Here is an 18,123-nt window from a genome sequence, read left to right on the forward strand (position 1 = left end):
AGTATTTTCCTGTAGTCATCCTGTGCCGTGTGACGGGGATTCCCAGAAGCAGCTTCTATAACTGGAAACGCAGCCTGTTTGAACCGTCCAAAAGAGCGAGGGATTTTGCTAGAAGCGTAATACTCTTTATGGAATATCATAAAAGATATCCGTCGCACGGATACAGATGGCTTAACGCGAAGATACGCCTTGACACCGGAATAGTCCATTCAGATCCGTACGCCTATAAATGCTGCAGGGCTGCCGGTATACTCACCGATGCAGTACATAGCGAGCGATATGACTGCATTCTGCTTCAAAGGTACGTACTATGAGCTGAGACTGTATATGGACCTATGGAACAACGAAATAGTAAGCCACGCGTTGTCTTCAAGGCGCGGAGACAGAATGACATACATAGACGGGCTGGAAGGACTGATAATGAATAAAGATAAAAAAACGGAATGGCAGACGATACTGCACACAGACCAGGGCGCGGTACACGCCTCCAAGAAATACAACGACATATTGGAACTGAACCATATAGCCCACTCCATGTCCAGGAGCGGAACTCCTACGGACAATGCGGCGATGGAAGCGATAAACGGCTGGCTGAAAGCGGAGCTGTTTACAGACTTTCATGTAACAGGCAAAGAAAACATAGAGCGGGAGATAGAGGAATACATAAAATTCTTCAATGAAGAGCGTCCGGCCTATGCTTTGGGATACATGACGCCGAAACAGTATAAGGAGGCGTATGGCGGAAACGGCAGTTTTAGGAGTAGGACGTAACGAGATGCACCCTACTATACAGAGTTAAGCAAGTCAACTGTCCAGTTTTTGTTGACTAGTGCAACCAAAGTATGGAGAAAAACAGAGTACAAAAAAAGGCCAGAGGGAAAGTATCCCCTCTGGCCTGCGCACCCCGATATCGGACACTCCGATAAACGGTCTGTTACTGCTTGGGAAGCTGTTTCTTAAGGGCCTCGTTCTCGTCCTTAAGTTCCTGCAGCGCGTACTGCACTTCCATAAGCTGTTTCTGAACGTCGTTCATGTTCTGCGCAAGAGCCGGCTTGTTCTTATCCTTCTTACCGACCGCGAAGCTGATGCCCGCACGTCCCATCATGTCTCCGTCGGAGCAGAGGGAAGCGCCAAGATTGAACATAACGTTGTCGCGTACGTAGTGGTAAACTCCAACCGCCACCGCGTACTCGTCGCGGTAGGTGCCGAAGGCCGCGGAGAGCGTCGTCGGCTGATAGGGGTTATAGGGAACAGGAGCAAGACCGGAGAGAGCCGCGGCATGCGCTCCGACGATGTTAATGCTCTCCTGCAGGTCGTCCATGCGACGATAGGCCTGCCAGAGCTGGTTGCCCGTCACAGCGTCGCTGCTTCCCCTGTAAACACCGCCGTCCGCGAGGCCGGTAATCGTCCCGCCGCCCATATCGAGCCTGTTGCTGCTTCCGTCATAGGTCAGTCCACCGACCTTCATGCCGTATCTTCCGTAGTACGCGGCTAAGGTGCCGTTCTCATAGATATCCATGCCGACGCCATTGATTGCCGTGCCGGTGCCTGCAGCGAAGTCAGACGCGTTGTTGGAGAAAACTCCGCCTTCCTTAGCATAGAGCATACCATCGACGGTAGCGTCGCCTTTGACCGTAAGGTCTTTCTCTACTGTGGCGTTGCTTGCAAAGTTCGCATCGCCGGCTACGTCGAGCGTACCGTTGAGGTCGGTGTTCCCGTTGACCGTAAGGTCTTTCTCTACCGTGGCGTTGCTTGCAAAGTTCGCATCGCCGGCTACGTCGAGCGTACCATTGAGGTCGGTGTTGCCGTTGACCGTAAGGTCTTTTTCTACCGTGGCGTTGCTTGCAAAGTTCGCATCGCCGGCTACGTCGAGCGTACCATTGAGGTCGGTGTTGCCGTTGACCGTAAGGTCTTTCTCTACTGTGGCGTTGCTTGCAAAGTTCGCATCGCCGGCTACGTCGAGCGTACCGTTGAGGTCGGTGTTCCCGTTGACCGTAAGGTCTTTCTCTACCGTGGCGTTGCTTGCAAAGTTCGCATCGCCGGCTACGTCGAGCGTACCGTTGAGGTCGGTGTTCCCGTTGACCGTAAGGTCTTTTTCTACCGTGGCGTTGCTTGCAAAGTTCGCATCGCCGGCTACGTCGAGCGTACCATTGAGGTCGGTGTTGCCGTTGACCGTAAGGTCTTTTTCTACCGTGGCGTTGCTTGCAAAGTTCGCATCGCCGGCTACGTCGAGCGTACCATTGAGGTCGGTGTTGCCGTTGACCGTAAGGTCTTTTTCTACCGTGGCGTTGCTTGCAAAGTTCGCATCGCCGGCTACGTCAAGCGTACCATTGAGGTCGGTGTTGCCGTTGACCGTAAGGTCTTTCTCTACCGTGGCGTTGCTTGCAAAGTTCGCATCGCCGGCTACGTCGAGCGTACCGTTGAGGTCGGTGTTCCCGTTGACCGTAAGGTCTTTCTCTACCGTGGCGTTGCTTGCAAAGTTCGCATCGCCGGCTACGTCGAGCGTACCATTGAGGTCGGTGTTGCCGTTGACCGTAAGGTCTTTCTCTACCGTGGCGTTGCTTGCAAAGTTCGCATCGCCGGCTACGTCGAGCGTACCGCCTATTCCGAGGTTACCATCGGTCGTGATGTTGCCGTTTTCAATCGTCGTCTGCGAACCGGGGGCTCCGACTGTTACCTTGTTTCCAACCGTGAGCCCGCTGCTATCCGCAACGACGTTGCCGGCGCCGGCGCTGAGTGTGCCGTCGATGGTCGCGTCATTCCCGACGTTCAGGTTGTTGTTTATCACAGCATCCTGTGCCGTCATTGTGCCCGTGAACGTACCGTCCTTCGCGCTTACGTCGCCGGTGAACGTGCCGTTGACCGCGCTGATGTTGCCGTCAGTGCTGATGTTGCCGGTCGCGTGGACATTGCCGTTAACGCCAAGCGCGCCGTTAAGTTCGGTGGCTCCGTTGACTTTAAGCCCGCTAAATTCAGCACTGCCTGCTTCGAGAGAGCCGAACTTGCCGAGACCGGTGGCCGTCACCGTTCCGTTTTCTATCACGGTGTTGTTGCCCGCCATTCCGACTTCAACCTTCGTCCCGAACGTACCGTTTGCAGCGGAGAGGTCGCCGGTTACGTCAAGATTGCCGCCGACCGTCGCGTCGCCGGTTACATCAGCTGTGTCCGCAGTGAGGCCGCCTGTGACCGTAGCGCCGGCGTTCGCCGTGAGTGCGCCGTCAAGCGTCGTGTCTCCGGCTACGTAAAGCGTGCCGCCGACCGTCGCGTCGCCGATTACATCAGCTGCGTCCGCAGTGAGGCCGCCTGTGACCGTAGCGCCGGCGTTCGCCGTGAGTGCGCCGTCAAGCGTCGTGTCTCCGGCTACTTTGAGGCTGTTAAATTCCGGGTTTTTGTAGTCCGCGCCGAGCACGGTGCCTATCTTGCCGATTTCTGCCGTATTGTTGTTGACGTCTGTTCTGAGAGTATCGGTATCCGTTCTGAGCGTAGCGATGTCGCCAGTGTTTGTGGCTATCTGCGCCGTGTTCGCGGTGATGTTTGCCGCGTTGTTGTCGACATCGGTTCTGAGTGTACCGACGTCTGTTCTGAGAGTATCGGTATCCGTTCTGAGCGTAGCGATGTCGCCAGTGTTTGTGGCGACAGTGGCGCCGATGTCGGTTCCGCCGATGGTCAGCGAGTCGGCCGTCGTCGCTCCCAGCGTCGTCTCTCCGGTTACTTTGAGGCTGTTAAATTCCGGGTTTTTGTAGTCCGCGCCGAGCACGTCGCCTAATTTATTCAGCCCTTCCCCGACGTTGATGTCGCCGCCGGAGCCTGCCCCGACCAACAGTTCCGTAGCCACCGTGGTTCCCAGCCTTACTTCAGTAGCCCCCGAAGCGTCTAATGTTCCGGTGACTGTAGTAGTGCCGGTTATTTCGACGTCTCCCGTCCCGAGAGATGAACCCCCCGCTGTTATGTCGGCCATCGCACCTGCTGGCAACATGGAAACCATAAACGCCGCAATCAGTGCATATGTCGAATACCTCACATAAGACCTATTCCTGAACAACTTCAATGTTTTCTGTACCTCTCTTTCCGATTTGTTCTTCTGCCTGTGTCTGCTGCAGCTCTACTAAGTATTACGTGTGACTTTATGTTCCAACCGATTCTTACCCCCTTCCTCTACACCTGTTCAAATAAGTGAGAAAAACAACCCCTCGACAGTGAGGAACTACAGAGCTACGAAGTATACAAACAGCCTGTGACGCTGTATACCCGCACTTCCTCTTTCCCAGGTGGTGTCGCGCCGAAGTCGCTTACTTTTTAGTAAAGTCGATCTTCACCGCGTTAAGACGGAGCAGTATCTCCTTACTGATATCCGACTCTTTCGCGTATCCGAGCGCTGTATTCACTGGGATCACCGCCGTCACGCCCTTCTTGTTCGATTTCAGCCAGTCCTGCACGGAGTTCCTCAGAGCGGTAATGACGAGCGCTCTGACACGGTTGTATTCGCGCTGGTATTCTCCGTTCAGTTCCGTCTGCTTGCGAGCTATCTTCTGCTGCCCGTCCTTCGCCTTCGCGTTTTTCTCGCTGAAACGCTTCAGTTCGCCTTCGAGCGCGTTCTTCAGATTGTTGACGTATTTCTGCCCCGCTTTGCCCGGCGCGCTCGAATCTATGACTTCCGCCACGTTGACCACCGCGACCTCGGCGCACGCCGGAACGGCGTCGGCGAGAGCACACAACACCAACAGTAACAGCAACATTAAGGCTGTTTTTATAAAACGCATTATTTACCTTCTCCTTTTTTAAAAAATTGACGACAGGCTACGCCGGCCTACTTATATGCAGCCGCAGCGCTACCCGTCGTCAAAATACTGAAGGTACTGCATCATGACGAAGCACGCAAAAACTACAGCGTTTACGCGCAACGGTCTCAATGCAGAATAAGCTAATTTAAGTTCATTTCTTAATCTAGAATAAACTCGGGGGGGGGGGAGGAGGAAAGATGTGATTAATACAAACTTTTTGAAGCTACTTGTAATCATATTTTCTTTCCCCTCCTATACTTTCTTTTTTGATTAAGTGTAACTTTCTAACATTGTATCAAAACATGATAATTTTGCAACATCGCGCAGCCACAAATTTACGAACTTTTTCATTCGTCCGGGCCTGCGGACAAATATTTGGACTAAGCGGCGATGGAAGCGATAAACGGCTGGCTGAAAGCGGAGCTGTTTACAGACTTTCATGTAACAGGCAAAGAAAACATAGAGCGGGAGATAGAAGAATACATAAAATTCTTCAATAAAGAGCGTCCGGCCTATGCTTTGAGATACATGACGCCGAAACAATATAAGGAGGCGTATGGCGGAAACGGCAGTTTTAGGAGTAGGACGTAACGAGATACACCCCTTACTGTACAGAGTTAAGCAAGTCAACTATCCAGTTTTTGTTGACTAGTGCAAAGAAAGGTAAAGCCAGCCCCGTAGTATCCAGCAGGAAAGTCGCAGAGGTGTTTGAGAAACGCCACGACAATGTTCCACGTGACATAAAAGAACTTATTGTGGATGAAAGTTTTGGACTCCTCAATTTTGAGGAGTCCTTCTACATTAACTCACAGAACAAGGAGCAGCCCGAATACCTCATGACTCGCCTCGGCTTCTCCGTCCTGACAATGAACACGACAGAACTCGGAATAGTAATAGAAGCCGCGCCACGCGAAACTTATGTGTTGCCCGATTTATAAAACGGCGACCCGTGGTGGGTGGCTAAGGATGTTTGCGACGCGTTGGGACTTTCAGACGTGAGCATGTCAGTAGCAACGTTAGACGACGATGAAAAGCTAACACAAGCATTACTTGTATCAGGTCAGCAACGTTGTGTTTGGCTCATCAACGAACCCGGCCTCTACTCCCTCATCCTCCGCTCCCGCAAGCCGGAGGCCAAGGCTTTCAAACGCTGGATAACCCATGAAGTAATCCCGGCCATACGCAAACACGACAGACACGCTAGAACGCTATATAAGCCTCATCTTTTGTCTGGATGATAAACTTATATCTACAAACAAAGTTATAGGCCTTCTCGTGGCTCTAGTGGCCTCTACGGGGGAATATACTACACACAGTAAGGTAGTTTTACGACATGCAAGTATTAAGTATATACGACGCTATAAGTCGCACCATGCGGCGCTATATATAAAACTAACGAAGGGAGCAATACAACATGACGAGGAAAGAACTTTCAGTCGCGGAAGCAAAGGCGCTCAACAGGGCAATATTAGGGATGAAACACGGCCTTTTATACCAGCCGGAGAACACGGCGTTTAAGGTGTCGTACCAGTACAAGGATGAGACACACGTCAGCGCGATAGCAAACGGTGCGTTAAGCCACTTGAAAGCAATCAGGATGCAGGCGGTACGGAACATAGAACACCTTTACTATTGCATCACCGTCCGCGTTGTCCGAGCTATGTACGTGACAGTAACGGGGGAAAAGCTGCGACAGACGGAGGCTTGCGTCAACTCCCACATCAAACTTCTGGAACAGGCCGCAAATATCGCGGAGGATACGGCGGCTTTTATCGAAGAACTGGACTTTGCGGAAGACGACCCCGACACGGAAGAGGTAATAATCAGGTTCCGGCTTCTTGCCTGTATGTATGGAGAGATGGCGGCAAAGTCAACCAAAATAGCGATGAAGTTTTTCGGTGAAGATGACGACACGGATAAACATTGTCCGGCGACGGAAGAGGAAAAGCAGGAGGCGCGGGCAATATTGGCAAAGATATCAGCCTAACGACGCACAACAGGTTGATTATAAAAGCCGCACCATGCGGCGCTTAAGCCGTGCTATGCGGTGCTGTAAAACTTCGACACGAAAGGAGGGCAGCAATACAGACCAGAAAAGAACGGAGGCGGCAGGATGGGCAAAGCGGCGAAGTATAGGGCATAGCCTGTACACCGTGCCGTACATATAGTTTATTATGCTACTCATTATTGGTAATATAGAGACCCTATATTTCTGTATAGAGTCTCTATATTTTATTAAGGCTATGTCACAACAAACAGTTGATAAATAGCCATTTTTATAGGGGAGTATCAGAACTCCCCTACAAACTGTTATTTGCAGTTATCTATACTCATTTGGAATTTCGATACGAAGTGTCTCACACAATAACTTCACATCATGTGCATCATTTTCATCAAACTCGTATCCCAGATGGAACATTACTTGACTATATGGTTCAATACAGGAAACCTCTATTTCCTCAATTCTTCCTTTACCCGAAAAAGTTTCTACCGGAAAACAATCCCCATCATAAAGAATTTCACCTTCGTCCGTATATTCAAAACAATGCAAATCAATAATTCTGTTTTTCAAATCTTCCCATACAGTATGGTTCAATGTTGTATATTCCATCTTAATCTCATAAAAGCCATTAGCTTTCATTATTTCTATAAAGTTCTGATAATCGTTCTTTTCTACAAAAATGTCAATATCATTATGGGCTCTTGACTGATATCCAAGAAGAGCATCTACACCCCAGCCACCATCAAGAAAGACTTTAATCTCCGCATCTATTGCAAATTGAAGAATCTGTTTTACATCTGTTATATTGACCATCTTATCATCTCCACAAATTCTAATTAGGCGACCAGAGGAACTGCTGGTCTGTTTGATAAATCTCTGCATTTAGCAGTTTTCAATGTTGCCAAAACGAAAGTTAAGAAGATGTTCCTTTTCTCCATGTCGCTTTCTTTGGCGTAATTTACAAGGTTATTCCACACAAGATAGTTGTTCAGATACTTGGTAGAAACACCGTTAAAGCCACGCATAAACCTCTTTAGCTGGCTATGGTAGCTATTGATATGTTGGATATTATAAATGCCTTTCTTGGCTTTGCCAGTCTTTAACTGCACAAGGTCAATGCCATTGGCATTTGTAAATCTCACATAGGAGTTCATCTTGTCCGTAACAAGAGTGGAATTGGTCTTAATCCTACCGTCATAAATATGATGTAAATCTCTTGTAGAAACTCTACCAGTATTCGTAATCTTGGAGATAGACAAGCCATTCCTATTAACCGCACAAGGAACACATACCTTTTCTTGGGACAAGCCTCTGATATGTGTAGAATGACCACGCTTATGAGCCTTGCGTGGCATAGCAAATGTCTTACTCTTGCTATGATTGCCCTTGTACGAGATGGCGAAAAAAGTTTCGTCAGCCTCAATAATGCCGTCAAGGGTAACATCGTCTGCCATATTCTGAAGTGCATCCAAAATCTTGTGTCTCCAAAGGAATGCGGTGTTTCTGTGAATCCCACAAGCAACAGCAGTCTTACGAATGGATAAGCCATTCATCATACAATCAATGTACTGCTCCCACACGGACAAGTCTTTTCTTGTACCAGACACAATGGAGTTCGTAGCAATCACGAAGGACTTGCCACAATCCTTACATACATATCGCTGTGTGCCATCTTTACGATGACCATTGCGAACCACATGGATACAGCCACAAAGAGGGCATACACGACCATTTGCAAAGCGTTCCTTTGCTACGAAATCTTCAATATTCAAAGACTTTACAAAGGCAGGACTTAAAAGCATTGTTTTAAGGCTTTCCTGCTCTGCGACAGTCAACTTACCGATAATATCTAATGCGTCTTTGATAGTAGGCATATCCAATTACCTCCTTCGGTGGTACTGTTTCTTACTATTATTATACGCTATTTCTCGTCAAAAATCAACCATTTGTTGTGACAGAGCCTTTATTAATAACACTATTACCAATAATATAATAATATCAGAGAATACTCTTAACTATATTAAGTAAATATTAAATTCTCTTAATAATATTAATAAGTATATCTTAATAATAATATATAGTTTACCCCCGCGCTGGACAAGCGCAGTGTAGCATGGATTTTGCAAGTTGTCAATATGGGCGTAAAGGTTAAAGCCTTGACATTTTTGCCTTCCACAAATCGTCGCGTCGTCGTTGTGTCGTTGATATCACCGGGAAAACAAACCGTCTAAGCAGCGATATATAGCAACGTCATTTTTCATAAAAATTTTTTCTTTTTTCTTGACTCTGTTATGACAAGAAATAAATACTATGGCTGACCTGACTACAGAAAGTAAGAAGCCCACACGACAGAGCAATAAAATTGCGTCGTCTCGACTCGACAGTCCCGACACGATTGAGTTGAGCGTCACATGGCGTGGCTTAAAACATTGGTATTACAGGAAAAAAACAAAACGGCCCATCTAAGAAATGATAAACGCCACAGGAAGCGACCCCAAACCGCACAACAAGGTACAAGAAAAACACTGGTATTACAGGAAAAAATAAAACAGACCACCTAGGAAAGAATAAGTGTCACCGCAATCGACCTGAAAAACACACAACAAACGAGGCACAAAAAAACGCTGGTATAACTGAGAAAAAGTTTACGTCGTACCTAGGAAAGAATAAACGACGCCGCAATCGGTCAAACTTGCGGCATAAGCGCCACACGCCACAGCTTAAAGCGCTGGTATCGCCGAGAAAAAATTTACCCTGCACCTAAGAAAGAATAAAGCTGCCGAAAAAACGCACGGTAAAAAGTCACTGCTACAACCGAGAAAAATAAAACCGGCCATCTAAGAGAGGAAAAACCAGCCCCGTAGTATCAAGTAGGAAGGTTGCAGAGGTGTTTGAGAAACGCCACGACAATGTAATACAGAGTATCAGAATGCTTGAATGTGACGCAGAATTTTGTCTCCTGAATTTTCAGGAGACATCACGAACCGTTGCAATGCCTAGAGGCGGCACACGCGAAGAAACTGAATATCTCATAACCCGCGACGGTTTATCGCTCCTTGCGATGGGCTTCACTGGTGCCAAGGCGCTACAGTGGAAAATCAAATACGCAGAAGCCTTCAACACCATGGAAAGGAACGACGAAAATGACTAATTCAATCCAGATATTCAACAACCCCGAATTCGGCAATATAAGAACCCTCACCGAAGAGGACGGAACAATTCTCTTCTGCGAAAAAGATGTCGCGGAAGCATTGGGATACGCTGATACAGTAAACGCCTTGAAACAGCATTGCCGTGGGGTGGTGAAACGCCACCTCATCGATTCGCTTGGCAGGACACCGGAAGCGACCTTCATTTCCGAACCAGACATCTACCGTCTTATCTGCGCGTCGAGACTTCCATCCGCTCAGAAATTTGAGCGCTGGGTATTTGAAGAAGTCCTCCCGGCTTCTCCGTCCTGGCAATGAATGCGACGCGACGTTTTGTCAATCCAATTTTAGATTGACCAACGAACTCGGAATAACAATAGAAAACAACCGCCCCGTAGTATCAAGCAGGAAAGTAGCAGAGGTGTTTGAGAAAGAACACAAAAATGTAATACGTGACATAAAGGCTCTTGATTGTGACGCTGAATTTTGTGTGCTCAATTTTGAGCCGACATCACGAACCGTTGCAATGCCTAGAGGCGGCACACGCGAAGAACCCGAATACCTCATGACCCGCGACGTGACAGCTTCACCGATAATGAGATAGACTTGATATTTTGTTGTCCCTGCTATATACTTTTTACAGGAACAAAACACCACCTAAAATGTTTACCGCTACTTGGCGGGCGGGATATAAGAGGCCAAGCTAAAATGTTTACCGCTACTTGGCAAGCGGGATATAAGAGGCCAAGCTAAAATTGGTCGGAGGCCTACTATATGTGGGCCTCTGCTTTTATGAAGGGAATCAGCAAAATGAATGTCGGTGAGTTTTGCTTCTTAGACATAGCTTACTACAGGCGATTTAATGACCCGCATTTAATGCACATACAGGAATGCGGCACTTCCAGACCGTTTTTCTATACGTTCAAAGACACATTCTACCCTGATATATTCTGGATGGTTCCAGTTTCAAGGGCAGGCAACAAGAACGGAAAATACCAAACAATCATAGCAAAGAAAAAAGCACGTTACGGAAGGTGCGACACAATTATACTAGGTCATGTCCTCGGCCAACAAGCGGCCTTTTTAATTCAAAATATGTGCCCTGTAACAGAGCAATATATAACGAATACATACATTCAAAAAGCAAATAACCAGCCTGTATCTATTCGGAAATCGACACAAATTGAAATTGAAACCGCCGCAAAAAGAATATGGAAAAGAGTAAAGGAAAGAACGGAACGTGAAATAAAAGCAGGGTTGCCCGTCAGTAAAGATACTCTGGTATTCCCTGATATCTTCTCAATATATCAAGAGCTAGTGAAAGACCTGAACACATGACCTCTTAATCTGCTCATTTAGAAACACGGTAAATTTTTTCTTTTATGTTTACATTTAATTAGTGTATAGGATTAATGTAAGGCAATATGAGACAAGGACACCATAAGGCGCGGTAAATTTTGCAGAAAAATCTGTGCGGGTATATCCTCTTCCAGCGCGGGCAACATCCCCCCGTGCGGGGTGTACGCCATCATGCAGGGGAATGAGTGAGGACACTACAGATTGAGATTCAAATAAACATTATCAAGGTCGTCGCGGGTAATACCGATATACGACAGTGTGATTGAAGGGCTGGAATGATTCAACAGCTTTTGAATAATCGTGATGTCCATTCCCTTTTTATATGCGTGGTAGCCGAAGGTCTTTCGCATGGTATGAGTGCCTATAGCGTCGTCAGCTAGGCCGCTGTGCTTTGCGGCTTCGTTAAGGATACGCCACGCCTGATAACGCTGAATCGCACCGCCGCCTTTACGGGACGGGAACAGATAAGATGTCGGCTCTTTGCTTTTCATAGCGTCCAGCTGCTCTTTAATGGCCTTGCTTGCCGTGTCGCTTATGGGAAAGTCTTTCGTCTTGCCTGTCTTTTGTTCCGTGATAGTGATACGTTCTTTGAGCTTGCCGTTATCCTCTGCTACGTCCTTGACCTGTAGACTGAGCAGGTCGGATATCCGCAGGCCTGAGTTGATACCGAGGACAAACAAACAATAGTCGCGGGTGCTTTTCTCTTTGAGGTACTTTTTCATTCTGTCGATTTTCTTTGTGTCGCGTATAGGCTCTACTAGTTCCATGATAAAATCTCCCTTCGTCTGTTCTGTATGGTCTCTGTAGTCGTGCTATAAAAATTTTCTTTAATGAGCTTCAATATGGCAATATTATCATATTATGTTGCATTCATGCAAGAGGCGATTTTTAAGCAAAACGTCATAAGCAGGATAAACATAGGCTACCACCGGATTTATTCTTTTTCGCGAATGCAACACAAGTAGATTTTGTTACATTCCAACATAAAAGTTTTTTAGTGCAAAAACGCAAGAATCGTATTTGTCACAGTAACAAGTTTTATAGACCTAGCTAGAAAGTCTTTATATATAAAGACATTTTATTATCGATATAGTAATATCTATTAAATTCTATTCTATCTTCTTATTTATTTTTTACTTGTATATAGAAAGAACTTAAAGTATACTTGTACCGTTACACAGGTCTTTGGTACGGATTCGAATAAATTTAAGCCGAGTTATTTAGTATCAATGTGAAAATAGTCAGTGGTAGCAAGGCGCGAGACAACATTTTAAAGGTCAAATTTTTTTGACCAAGCCGTCTCCTCTCGCCGGCTCCATTTAATAAAAACAGGCCCCCTTTCGGGGGCTTTTTTGCTGCCTTTACAGCCGCCGTATGGAGGCTGACAAGTCATAAGGCACGGCTGTCAAACAATCCGGTGCGCAGCCGGCGCCTCTATTTAAATTCCTGTTCCTCAAGCAGCTCCTTCGGCACCTCGCGCGGGCGCTTGACGTCGAGTTTTTTGAAGCGTCCCGGCAGCACGATGTTCGTCGTCACCTTGCCGTGCCTCGTGAGGCTTGCCAGTATGAAGGAGAGAAATTCCAGCGATGGCAGGTTGACCTCCATTATCACGTCGCTGGTGCCGGTTATCGACCAGCAGGAGACAATCTCCGGAGTCTCCGCGACGATCTTTTCTATCACCGAGGTGGGGTTGCCGTAGTTCATCGTGAAGTTAAGGATAGCGCTCAGGGAATAGCCGACCTTACGCGGGTTGATCCGCGCTCCGTAGCCCTCGATGATGCCGGCGTCCTCCATATTGCGCACCCGTTCCACCGTCGCGGTGGTGGAGAGGTTGACGTTTTCCGCCAGCTGCTTGAACGATATCCGCGCGTTCTTCTGCAGCTCCTCGATTATCTTCCAGCCAATGTCGTCGATATTGTACCTGTCGTCCTTAGCCGCCATTTATGGAACCACCCTTCGTCTGAGAGGTATCACACACTGGTATTATTTTATGCTAAAATCGACCGGCAAAAAGGTAGTTTATGCTAGTTTATTAATGAAAGATAGTAAACTTTCTAATACTGACCCGTCATGTTCAGATATTTTTCCATCTTTACGAGCCGCTTTTCGTTGTCCTCCCTGTTTCTCTTGCTGACGAGCACGAGGATCTTTTCCATGTTCGCGAAAAAGCTCACGCAGGAGTCAAAAAAATGCCCTGCTGCAATACGTTTCAGGTTTTTTCCGTGGTATCGGCGGGATGGACTTCACGTTTTAAGCTACAATCATACAGATACCGGTGCGTGCCGCGCCGGTTTATATTCTGGCCGGCCGTGGATGGAGTCGGTCGCCGCGGACCGGATTTTTATGTTCGCCTGTCTGTTTTTTGAATACGCAGGATATCTGAGAGCCGGAGGCTCTCTTGAGAGGAAGGATAAATATGGATACGGTCTATAAAGGAGACAAAGAAAACTGCTGCGGCTGCGGCGTCTGCGAGGCAAGGTGCCCGCGTCACGTGATAAGGATGACACCAGACGGGGAGGGTTTTCTCTATCCTGTCATCGACCACGAACACTGTATCGACTGCGGTATCTGCGCGCGGGTCTGCCCCCTGCAGCATGAGGGCAGCTTCAAGGAAGAGGGCCGTCCGCGCTTCTTCTCCGCCACTCACAACTCGGAAGAGGTCCTCCGCCATTCGACATCCGGCGGCGCCTTCACCGCAGTCTCCGACGTCATCCTCGGCAGGGGCGGCGCCGTCTGCGGCGCGGATTTCGACGGCGGCCTGCGCGTCGTCCACCGCATTGCGAGGACGGCTGCCGGACGTGACAGGATGAGGCTCTCGAAATATGTTCAGAGCGACATGCGGGACGTTTATGAGAAGCTGGCGGAGGAGCTCGGCAGGAGCGAGGTCTTATTCACCGGCACCCCCTGCCAGTGCGCCGGCGTACGTTCCTTCTTTAACGGCAGCCCGCTGGCGGAAAACCTCTTCGTCTGTGACCTCATCTGCCACAGCGTTCCCAGTCCGCTGATATGGGAAGGGTACAAGAGGTTACTGGAGGAGGAGAACGGCGGCAGACTGGCGGAGGTCCGCTTCCGCTCCAAGAGATATCCCTGGCTTCGCAAAAACAGCAATAAGGGATTCATGTACAGGATTGAGGGCGCGGACGATTTTCTTGAGGACGGCCGCTTCTACAATTTATTCATTCACAGGGGGACGATCGCGCGCCCGTCGTGTGAAAGGTGCCGCTTCACCGACGTGCGCCGCGCCTCGGACATGACGATCGCCGACTGCTGGGGAATAGAAAAGTACGCGCCGGAGCTCTACGACGGCCTGGGCGTCTCGCTGCTCATCGTAAATACCCCCAAGGGCGCGGCGATGCTTGAGGCGATATCCATGGCTATGAGGATATCCGAGCGGCCGGAAGAGGAGATAACCGCCGAGCAGCAGCGGCTGAGCTACCCCGGCAAATTCCCGCCGGAGCGCGGCGAGTTCTGGGAGCTGGTGCGGCGTTCCGGCCTGAAATCCGCGCTCTGAAAACCGCCGCGGCGGATAAAATAAAGCCGCTATTCACCGCCCATTTTTCATCGATGGGCGGCTTTTCTTCGCCCTTTCGCCCGTTTGCCCCTACGCCGGTAAAATTACACTAAAAATCCCTCCCATAAAAGTTAATATTCCTAATCAGGCAAAAATATTTAGTGATAATTCACTGTTTATTCAGTCAATTCTTGTGTATATTATAAACGTTCAAAAGAGCTGCTAAAAACAATCCTTTATAAGGGAGTGAGATTAATGGAACAGATAATCTCTGCTGTTACCGCTGTATCAAATTGGCTTTGGGGCTATCCCATGCTGGTCCTTATCGTCGGAGGAGGCATCTTTCTCACCGTGCGCCTGGGCTTTTTCCAGTTCGTCTATTTCCCCTACATCATGAGGCAGACCTTTGGCTCCATGCTCAAAAAGATCGACGGCGAGGGCTCCGTATCTCCTTTCGCCGCCGCCACGACGGCGCTCGCCTCCACGATCGGGGCCTCCAATATCATCGGCGTCCCAGTGGCGATCGCCTTCGGCGGCCCCGGCGCAGTCCTTTGGATGTGGGCGACGGCGCTCATCGGTTCGGCGACAAAGTTTACCGAGGTCGTCCTCGGCCTCTATTACCGTGAAAAAAATTCCGAGGGATATTACGTTGGCGGCCCCATGTATTATCTCAGCAAGGGGCTGAAAAATAAGAGGCTCGGCAGTTCGATGGCCTTCACCTACGCCTTCGGCACAATGGTCGTCATTTTCTTCTCCGTCGCCGCCCAGTCCGTCTCCGCGACGCAGACGGTGGAGGTGCTCGGCGTGGCGCCCTGGCTGGCGGGAGTCTCCCTCATGCTGCTCGTCGGCGTCGTCGTCTTCGGCGGCATTACGCGGATCGCCTCGGTCACGGAAAAGCTGGTCCCCTTCATGGCGGTGCTCTATATCCTCGGCTCGCTCGGCGTCATCGCCGCCAACGCGGCGCAGATCCCCGCGGTATTCGTCCTCATCTTCAAGAGCGCCTTCTCCGGTTCGGCGGCGGCCGGTGGTTTCGCCGGGGCCGGCATCGCGGCGGCGATGCGCTGGGGCATAGCCCGCGGCACATATTCCAGCGAGGCGGGGATGGGCTCAGCACCGATCGCCCATTCGGCGGCGACTACGGACCACGCCGTGCGTCAGGGATTCTGGGGCATCTTCGAGGTCACGGTCTCGGCGATCATCATCTGCACGATGACGGCCCTCGTCGTACTCACCTCGGGAGTCTGGACAAAGGTCGGCACGGCAAATGCCGCGGCGATGCCCTCCATCGCCTTCCAGAGCGTGCTTGGCGAGCGGTTCGGCGGCGGGGTCGTCTCCGTCTGCATGCTGCTCTTCGTCCTCTCCACGGTCATCGTCATCATCTACTATGGTGAAAAACAGGCGGAATACCTCTTCGGCACCTTCTTCTCCAAGCTGGTCAAGTTTGGCTACATCGCCGCCATCTTCCTCGGCGCCGTCGGCGGCCTGGAATTCATCTTCCAGTTCCTCGATTTCGTCCTCGGAATAACGGTGATTCCAAACATCGTCGGCCTCCTGATGATGAGCGGCAAGGCCGTCGAGCTGAAAAAGGAGTTCTTCAGCGATCCGCGCTATTACCTGAAAGATACCGCAAAATGCCAGCATGAAGAAGCAAAAATATTGATCGGAAACGAGGAATAGAGATATGAGCGAAATAAGAGAACTGTTGTACGAACTTGTGTCGGTACAGAGCGACACCGGCACAAAACTTGAGGTGAAGATGGGCGAAAAAATATTCGACATCATCCGTCGGAACGAATACTTCGCCAAACATCCGGAATTATGCGGCATGGAGAGCGGCGGCGACTTCCTCGGGCGTTCCGTCGTCTGGGCGCTTAAAAAGGGCTCCACAAACCGCACGGTCATCCTCTCCGGCCACTATGACGCCGTCGAGATAGACTCCTACGGCGAGCTTAAACCCTACGCGCTGGAGCCGGACGAACTCAAGAAACACCTTAAAGAGGTCGTGCGCTCCGACAACGCGGCGCTTGCGGCGACAGAGGACGACAACTGGCTCTTTGGGCGCGGCGCCGCCGACATGAAGGCCGGCATCGCTATAAACCTGCACGCGCTCTTCACCACGGAGAACGCGGAGGCGAGCGTTCTCTTCGCCGCCGTCTGCGACGAGGAAAACCTCTCCGCCGGCTGCCGCACGATGATGCCGCTGCTCTCGGAGCTGCGCCGCCGTTTCGGGCTTGACTACAGGCTCTGTGTCATAACCGAGCCGCAGCTCTCCTCGCCGGACGAACCCAACAAATTCAGCGTCTACTGCGGCGGTACCGGCAAGATGCTGCCCATGATAATGGCAAAGGGTAAGCTGGCGCACTGCGCGCAGAACATCGAGGGGCTCAACGCCGCCTATATGCTCGCGGAGGCCGTGCGCCGCATCGAGCTGAACCCAGAGCTCATGAGCAGCGACCTTGGCATCAGCACGCAGTCGCCGTCGTTCCAGATCATGAAGGATATGAAGACCACCTACGACGTCTCCATGCCGGAATACGCCGTGGGATGCGCCAACATCCTCTTTCTCGGAGAGGGCCGCCAGCGGGAGATCATGGAGAAGCTGCGGGATATATGCCGTACCGCTTTCAAAAATGTGATGACGCGCTACAACGCCACCTTTGATATCTGCAAGAACAAAGGACTCGTCACCGAATCCCTGCGTCTCAAAGCGGAGCCAGTGGTAATGAGCTTCAGCGAGCTGTGCGGCAAGGTAAAGGAGGTCAAGGGGGAGGGCTACGCCGAATTTATCAAAGAAAAAGAGGCGGAGCTCGCCGAGAAGATAAACTCCGGCGAACTGAACATGCAGCAGGCCGCCGCCGCCCACATCAGGACGATGATTGAGGCCTCGCTCATCGACTACCCCGCCTTCGTCATCGGCATGGCCCCGCCCTACTATCCCGCGAACAGCAACGAACACCTTGACTGCGATATATCCGTATTTGAGGAGGCGGTGCGTGAGGTAGTAACCGGCAGATACGGCTACGAACTGGATATGATGCCCTACCTGCCCGGCATGGCCGATATCAGCTATATGTCCTGCACAAATCCCGCGGCGGAAAAGGCCCTCATGGAACAGCTCTCCGTCCCGCGCTCCCTCTACGACATTCCCTTCGACGATATCGCGGCGCTCAACATCCCCTGCTACAACCTCGGCCCGCACAGCGGCAATGTCCACCAGATGCTAGAGAGAGTATGGCTCCCCGACGTTGAAAAGGTCGTGCCGGAGACGATCGCGAAGATCATCGAGAGGGCGTAAATATAGAAGATAAAATATAAATTGAT

Annotated in this window: 16 protein-coding genes and 2 pseudogenes; 12 read left to right on the forward strand and 6 right to left on the reverse strand. The window is 50.1% G+C overall.

Going from position 1 to position 18,123, the window contains the following annotated elements; translation table 11 throughout:
• Positions 1–258 precede the first annotated feature (258 nt).
• The gene (locus BED41_RS14165) at positions 259–771 is read left to right on the forward strand and encodes an integrase core domain-containing protein (RefSeq protein ID WP_229712322.1); all 513 of its coding nucleotides are present in this window, start codon (positions 259–261) and stop codon (positions 769–771) included.
• A 163-nt stretch (positions 772–934) separates the two neighbouring features.
• On the opposite strand, the gene BED41_RS14170 is transcribed toward BED41_RS14165, so the two are convergent.
• Together BED41_RS14170 and BED41_RS14175 are read right to left on the reverse strand one after the other, a co-directional pair.
• The gene (locus tag BED41_RS14170; protein ID WP_168160281.1) at positions 935–3,958 is read right to left on the reverse strand and encodes a YadA-like family protein; all 3,024 of its coding nucleotides are present in this window, start codon (positions 3,956–3,958) and stop codon (positions 935–937) included.
• A gap of 331 nt (positions 3,959–4,289) precedes the next feature.
• On the reverse strand, positions 4,290–4,760 hold the full coding sequence (locus tag BED41_RS14175; RefSeq protein WP_066747735.1) for an OmpH family outer membrane protein: 471 nt from the start codon (positions 4,758–4,760) through the stop codon (positions 4,290–4,292).
• A 411-nt stretch (positions 4,761–5,171) separates the two neighbouring features.
• Between BED41_RS14175 and BED41_RS14185 the strand changes: the two genes are divergently transcribed.
• From BED41_RS14185 to BED41_RS14195, 4 genes and pseudogenes are all read left to right on the forward strand, one after another.
• Positions 5,172–5,372, forward strand: a complete 201-nt coding sequence (locus BED41_RS14185) for an IS3 family transposase (protein WP_066747741.1) — start codon at positions 5,172–5,174, stop codon at positions 5,370–5,372.
• 53 nt (positions 5,373–5,425) lie between these two features.
• Positions 5,426–5,719, forward strand: a complete 294-nt coding sequence (locus BED41_RS14190; protein WP_268217929.1) for a Rha family transcriptional regulator — start codon at positions 5,426–5,428, stop codon at positions 5,717–5,719.
• Between the two features lie 12 nt (positions 5,720–5,731).
• Positions 5,732–6,019, forward strand: a pseudogene (locus BED41_RS16235) (BRO-N domain-containing protein); the annotation flags it as partial.
• Positions 6,020–6,195: 176 nt separating this feature from the next.
• Positions 6,196–6,768, forward strand: coding sequence for a hypothetical protein (locus BED41_RS14195; RefSeq protein ID WP_066747751.1), 573 nt, complete (start codon positions 6,196–6,198; stop codon positions 6,766–6,768).
• 333 nt (positions 6,769–7,101) lie between these two features.
• On the opposite strand, the gene lnu(C) is transcribed toward BED41_RS14195, so the two are convergent.
• Positions 7,102–7,596 carry a lincosamide nucleotidyltransferase Lnu(C) gene (gene lnu(C), locus BED41_RS14200; RefSeq protein WP_066747753.1) on the reverse strand — a complete coding sequence of 165 codons (495 nt, stop codon included), beginning with the start codon at positions 7,594–7,596 and terminating at the stop codon, positions 7,102–7,104.
• A 23-nt stretch (positions 7,597–7,619) separates the two neighbouring features.
• The gene (locus tag BED41_RS14205) at positions 7,620–8,657 is read right to left on the reverse strand and encodes an IS1595-like element ISSag10 family transposase (RefSeq protein ID WP_002837184.1); all 1,038 of its coding nucleotides are present in this window, start codon (positions 8,655–8,657) and stop codon (positions 7,620–7,622) included.
• A 986-nt stretch (positions 8,658–9,643) separates the two neighbouring features.
• Between BED41_RS14205 and BED41_RS14210 the strand changes: the two are divergent.
• From BED41_RS14210 to cptIN, 4 genes and pseudogenes are all read left to right on the forward strand, one after another.
• Positions 9,644–9,934, forward strand: a pseudogene (locus BED41_RS14210) (Rha family transcriptional regulator); the annotation flags it as partial.
• Complete coding sequence (locus BED41_RS14215; protein ID WP_066747759.1) at positions 9,927–10,250, forward strand: BRO-N domain-containing protein; 324 nt, start codon at positions 9,927–9,929, stop codon at positions 10,248–10,250. The pseudogene BED41_RS14210 and the gene BED41_RS14215, both read left to right, overlap by 8 nt.
• A gap of 34 nt (positions 10,251–10,284) precedes the next feature.
• Complete coding sequence (locus BED41_RS16985) at positions 10,285–10,536, forward strand: Rha family transcriptional regulator (protein ID WP_084002577.1); 252 nt, start codon at positions 10,285–10,287, stop codon at positions 10,534–10,536.
• A 170-nt stretch (positions 10,537–10,706) separates the two neighbouring features.
• Complete coding sequence (gene cptIN / locus BED41_RS14220) at positions 10,707–11,270, forward strand: type III toxin-antitoxin system CptIN family toxin (protein ID WP_066747762.1); 564 nt, start codon at positions 10,707–10,709, stop codon at positions 11,268–11,270.
• Positions 11,271–11,485: 215 nt separating this feature from the next.
• On the opposite strand, the gene BED41_RS14225 is transcribed toward cptIN, so the two are convergent.
• Entirely contained in the window at positions 11,486–12,058 is a 573-nt protein-coding gene (locus BED41_RS14225) for a site-specific integrase (RefSeq protein ID WP_066747765.1), read from the reverse strand.
• Between the two features lie 667 nt (positions 12,059–12,725).
• Positions 12,726–13,232: an Lrp/AsnC family transcriptional regulator gene (locus BED41_RS14230; RefSeq protein ID WP_066747770.1), complete on the reverse strand. Its 507-nt coding sequence runs from the start codon at positions 13,230–13,232 to the stop codon at positions 12,726–12,728.
• Positions 13,233–13,707: 475 nt separating this feature from the next.
• On the opposite strand from BED41_RS14230, the gene BED41_RS14240 reads away from it, so the two are divergent.
• The 3 genes from BED41_RS14240 to BED41_RS14250 all read left to right on the forward strand — a co-directional run bounded on the left by BED41_RS14240 (position 13,708) and on the right by BED41_RS14250 (position 18,097).
• Entirely contained in the window at positions 13,708–14,802 is a 1,095-nt protein-coding gene (locus tag BED41_RS14240) for a Coenzyme F420 hydrogenase/dehydrogenase, beta subunit C-terminal domain (RefSeq protein WP_066747776.1), read from the forward strand.
• Positions 14,803–15,057: 255 nt separating this feature from the next.
• Positions 15,058–16,479, forward strand: a complete 1,422-nt coding sequence (locus BED41_RS14245) for an alanine/glycine:cation symporter family protein (protein ID WP_066747779.1) — start codon at positions 15,058–15,060, stop codon at positions 16,477–16,479.
• A gap of 4 nt (positions 16,480–16,483) precedes the next feature.
• On the forward strand, positions 16,484–18,097 hold the full coding sequence (locus BED41_RS14250; protein ID WP_066747783.1) for a M20/M25/M40 family metallo-hydrolase: 1,614 nt from the start codon (positions 16,484–16,486) through the stop codon (positions 18,095–18,097).
• The last annotated feature ends 26 nt before the right edge of the window (positions 18,098–18,123 follow it).

The organism is Cloacibacillus porcorum (genome assembly GCF_001701045.1).
GTDB lineage: Bacteria > Synergistota > Synergistia > Synergistales > Synergistaceae > Cloacibacillus > Cloacibacillus porcorum.

Bases quoted from the DNA above. Each gene is read 5' to 3' on its own strand.
- BED41_RS14245 (WP_066747779.1), top strand. From the start codon at position 15,058: ATGGAACAGATAATCTCTGCTGTTACCGCTGTATCAAATTGGCTTTGG.
- BED41_RS14205 (WP_002837184.1), bottom strand. From the start codon at position 8,657: ATGCCTACTATCAAAGACGCATTAGATATTATCGGTAAGTTGACTGTC.
- BED41_RS14225 (WP_066747765.1), bottom strand. From the start codon at position 12,058: ATGGAACTAGTAGAGCCTATACGCGACACAAAGAAAATCGACAGAATG.
- BED41_RS14165 (WP_229712322.1), top strand. From the start codon at position 259: ATGCAGTACATAGCGAGCGATATGACTGCATTCTGCTTCAAAGGTACG.
- BED41_RS14195 (WP_066747751.1), top strand. From the start codon at position 6,196: ATGACGAGGAAAGAACTTTCAGTCGCGGAAGCAAAGGCGCTCAACAGG.
- BED41_RS14175 (WP_066747735.1), bottom strand. From the start codon at position 4,760: ATGCGTTTTATAAAAACAGCCTTAATGTTGCTGTTACTGTTGGTGTTG.
- cptIN (WP_066747762.1), top strand. From the start codon at position 10,707: ATGTGGGCCTCTGCTTTTATGAAGGGAATCAGCAAAATGAATGTCGGT.
- BED41_RS14215 (WP_066747759.1), top strand. From the start codon at position 9,927: ATGACTAATTCAATCCAGATATTCAACAACCCCGAATTCGGCAATATA.
- BED41_RS14170 (WP_168160281.1), bottom strand. From the start codon at position 3,958: ATGGCCGACATAACAGCGGGGGGTTCATCTCTCGGGACGGGAGACGTC.
- BED41_RS14240 (WP_066747776.1), top strand. From the start codon at position 13,708: ATGGATACGGTCTATAAAGGAGACAAAGAAAACTGCTGCGGCTGCGGC.
- BED41_RS14250 (WP_066747783.1), top strand. From the start codon at position 16,484: ATGAGCGAAATAAGAGAACTGTTGTACGAACTTGTGTCGGTACAGAGC.
- BED41_RS14185 (WP_066747741.1), top strand. From the start codon at position 5,172: ATGGAAGCGATAAACGGCTGGCTGAAAGCGGAGCTGTTTACAGACTTT.
- BED41_RS14230 (WP_066747770.1), bottom strand. From the start codon at position 13,232: ATGGCGGCTAAGGACGACAGGTACAATATCGACGACATTGGCTGGAAG.